Raw genomic sequence first — 4310 nt, 5'->3', positions numbered from 1 at the left:
ATATGAAGCTTGAGTTTCGTGCAGAAGGCTTCAATATCACCAACACGTCAAACTTTGCGGTGCCGAACTCTTCGTTGGGAGGTTCGAACTTTGGACAGATCACTGCCTTGAGTTCTGCTTATCAACCACGAGTGTTCCAGTTTGCATTGAAGCTGAACTTTTAGCGAAGGGACAGGGAAGAACAGCCCGTGGCTGCTCTAGTTTAGGTCTCGGCGACTCACGTATTATTCAAGACCACCGCGAATTGATGTTCTTAGGAGAACGCTTCATGAATCTGTATCGCTCGCTTTTTTCTTCCGCTTTGCTCGCGACTACTCTTATCGCCTCTGCCTTCGCGCAGCAGGTCACGCTCGATTCGGGCAAGATCGAGGGTAGCACCGACGGCTCGGTCACCTCGTTTAAAGGCATCCCCTTTGCGGCGCCTCCCGTCGGGGAACTTCGCTGGCGTGCGCCACAGCCGGTGAAACACTGGTCCGGTGTGCGTCCCGCGAAGGCATACGCTGCTGATTGCATGCAGAACCCGTTTCCGGGTGACGCCGCTCCATTGGGCACGCCTCCGGCTGAGGACTGCCTCTACGCGAATGTCTGGCGCCCCGCGGATGCTGCTCCTGGTGCCAAGCTACCGATTATGGTGTGGATCTATGGTGGCGGCTTCGTAAACGGCGGCAGCTCCCCTGCGGTCTATTCGGGCGATAAGTTCGCGGCCAAAGGGGTTGTGCTGGTCAGCTTCAACTACCGACTTGGTCGTTTTGGCTTCTTCGGCTTTCCCGAGCTGACGAAAGAAAATGCTGATGGAGTCCTGGGCAATTATGGCTTCATGGATCAGGTTGCTGCTCTCCAATGGGTGAAGCGCAATGCGGAGGCCTTCGGTGGTGATCCTGCCAATGTGACGATCTTCGGTGAATCTGCCGGTGGTTTTTCGGTCCACACGTTGCTCACAACACCGATGGCAGAAGGCCTGTTCAACAGGGCCATCATCGAATCCGGAGGCGGCCGCACCAATCTTGGCGGCCAACGATACCTGAGCATACAGGTTCCTAATGGGCCGCCATCGGCTGAGACAGCGGGCATTGCCTTCGCCGATAAGATGGGTATCCACGGCACTGGCAAGGAGGCACTTGCCGCGTTACGCAAGCTGTCAGCCGACCAGGTATGCAACAAGCTGAACATGGCCAGCATGGGCGATCCTACCTACTCCGGCCCGATGATCGACGGCCGATTGGTTGTTGCCGATCCGCAATCGGTCTATCTCTCCGGCGCAGGCGCCGCTGTACCCATCATGGTGGGAGCGAACAGCCTGGACATTGGCTTTGTCTTCGGCGATACAAAAGAGGCGCTCTTCGCTCCGTTTGGCACACTCAAGCAGCAGGCCATCGCTGCTTATGATCCTCAAGGCACTGCCGACACCAGGATGGTCCGAACGGAGCTTTCCATGGATCGTTTGATGGTTGAGCCCGCGCGCTTCATCGCGGCGGTCTACGCTTCGCGCAATCTGCCCAGTTATGAGTATCGATTCTCCTATGTTGCGGAGAGCATGCGTAGTGAGTGGCCCGGCGCGCCACATGCCACGGAGATTCCGTTTGTCTTCGACACGGTAGCTGCGAGATATGGTGACAAGCTCACACCTGCCGACGAGAAGATCGCGCACCAGACCCTCGATTACTGGGTCGCCTTCGCAAAGACCGGTGATCCCAGCACCGGCAATGCGATCGCGTGGCCGCGTTACTCTCCCGGTGAAGATCAGATCATGGACTTCACGAAAGATGGGCCTGTCGCTGAGCAGGACCCCTGGAAGGCGCGGCTTGATGTCACTGCGGCTTACGTCTCCAGCTCAGCCCCGCAGTCTCCGGCTGCTCATCTTCCGGGCTCGGCCAAGAAGTAGGTCCGCGGCTCGCACGTCCACCCATGGCGCAGGCTGCTTCCGTTCAACAGCCTGCGCTCTCAAACGTCATCGCACACAAGAATGTCTATGGTCTTCCGAAAAATATGCAACCTGCTTCTGCCGGCCCGGGCATTTAAAAGTTTGAGCGGTGCGGCGAGTTTCGCACTGGATGTATCTCCAAACATTCACACCAACGAATTGAGGGAATAACAATGAACGGAAGAGCCGTAGTCATTTCTCTGCTGGCAGTCTTCGCCTTTACAGGCGCTCAGGCACAAGCACCCAGGCAAGAGTCGAAAAGGCCGTGGGGAAACAAGGAACTCTCGCCGGACAAGCGAGCAGACTTAGTGCTTGCAGAGATGACGCTCGACGAGAAGATACAACTGCTCCACGGGCTTGGCTGGGCCTCTTTATTCAAGGCTCCTACATCAGAACCCGGCGTCCGTTCCCGTATGGGAGCTGGGTTTGTTCCTGGCATTGAGCGGCTCGGACTACCTGACATCCAGATGTCAGATGCTGCTGTCGGCGTCGCACGAAGCGCGATGAATGGCCGCTACTCGACGGCACTTCCTTCAGCCGTAGCCGAAGCGGCCACATGGGATCCAGGCATTGCCTATGACTACGGTGCTGTCATCGGTTCAGAACTTCGCGCTCAGGGTTTCAATATGTCGCTTGGCGGCGGAGTAGATCTTACCCGTGAGCCTCGGAACGGACGCACCTTCGAGTACAAGGGCGAAGACCCGATCCTCGCCGGAACTCTTGTGGGCCAGGAGATGCGCGGAGAGCAAGACCAACACGTTATCGGCGACATCAAACATTACGCAATTAACGATTCGGAGGCTGGCCGCAACTTCTCGAACTCCGTTATCAGCAAGCGAGCGATGCAAGAGTCTGACCTGCTTGCTTTCCAGATTGGCATTCGTGACTCCAATGCGGGTGCGGTAATGTGCTCCTATAACCAGATCAACGGCAACTATGCCTGTGAAAACGACTACACGTTGAACCAGGTATTGAAGAAAGAGTGGGGCTACAAAGGCTTTGTGGTCTCTGACTGGGGTGGAACACATTCGACGGTGAAGGCTGCGCTCGCCGGACTCGATATGGAGATGCCAGGCGACACCTACTTTGGAGAACCGCTCAAGCAAGCCGTCCTTGCTGGGAAAATTCCGCAGGCGCAGCTTGATTCCATGGTCCACCGTATTCTTCGTACCGAATTCGCCACGGGCATCGTTGATTACCCCATGCACACCAGTGTGGTCGACGTGCAACATGGCATGGACGTTGCGCAACGGACAGAGGAGCAGGGAGCCGTGTTGCTGAAGAATGCCGCACAGCAGCTTCCGCTGGACGCATCGCGTATTCGATCGATCGCCGTCATCGGTGGTCATGCCGATGCGGGCGTTCTCTCCGGAGGAGGCTCCGGCCAGGTCGATCCTGCAGGTGGCAATGCAGTCCATGATCCGCTGGAGGACTCTGGCGATCTCATGTCTATCTTCAAGGTGAAGATCTGGCATCGCTCGTCACCCTTGAAGGCGATTCGGGCCAAGGCTCCTAATGCCACGGTCGAATTCAATGATGGCACCGATCTTGAGGAAGCTGCCCGTGTTGCGAAATCCGCCGATGTTGCGATCGTGTTCGCATGGCAGCACGAGTCTGAAAATATCGATTTACCAAATCTATCGCTGCCTGAAAAGCAGGATGCCTTGATCGAGGCAGTCGCTAAAGCTAACCCGCACACGATTGTGGTGCTCGAGACCGGTGGTGTCGTCACCATGCCGTGGATCGACGGAGTCTCCGCCGTGTTGGAGAGCTGGTATCCGGGTATTCGCGGAGCAGAAGCGATCACCAATATTCTCTTCGGTGATGTGAACCCCTCAGGCAGAACACCACTTACGTTTCCGAAGTCTGAAGCTGATCTCCCGCATCCTGTTGAGACTCTGCAGCCAGATGGGCCGCTCGAAGACATGCCGGGCCTACCGGGTTTCAAAGTTAACACCAAGGTCTTCGACGTTCACTACAACGAAGGGCTCAAGGTTGGATATAAGTGGTACGACGCGGAGAATAAGCAGCCACTCTTTCCGTTCGGCTTTGGATTGTCCTACACGACCTTCGCCTACACCGATTTGAAGGCAACTCCAGGCAAGTCGCTGAAGGTTAGTTTCAAAGTGACAAATACGGGCTCACGAGCAGGCAGCGAAACCGCGCAAGTCTACATCACACTGCCAGCCGCCGCTCAGGAACCGCCGAAGCGTCTGATCGGGTGGCAGAAAGTTGCGTTGGCCGCCGGTGAATCAAGGATAGTCACGGTAGACGCTGAACCGCTGTACTTTTCTATCTACGATGAGCCCCACAGCCAGTGGGAAGTCGTTCCAGGCAGCTATAAGGTATGGGCCGGTTCCTCTTCGCGCGACTTGCCACTGAGCGAAGA

At 56.5% G+C, this 4310-nt stretch carries 2 protein-coding genes; both read left to right on the top strand.

Annotated features, from left to right (window positions below; translation table 11 throughout):
• The first annotated feature begins 268 nt into the window (after window positions 1–268).
• On the top strand, window positions 269–1882 hold the full coding sequence (locus VMU57_RS02390; protein WP_325380410.1) for a carboxylesterase/lipase family protein: 1614 nt from the start codon (window positions 269–271) through the stop codon (window positions 1880–1882).
• Between the two features lie 212 nt (window positions 1883–2094).
• Window positions 2095–4310 (top strand): beta-glucosidase family protein (locus tag VMU57_RS02385; protein WP_325380408.1); only part of this gene is annotated, 2216 nt, incomplete at its 3' end.

Source organism: Edaphobacter sp. (assembly GCF_035532915.1).
Lineage (GTDB): Bacteria > Acidobacteriota > Terriglobia > Terriglobales > Acidobacteriaceae > Edaphobacter.
Note: the sequence above shows the minus strand (reverse complement) of the source record. Positions and strands in the feature narration are given on the sequence as shown.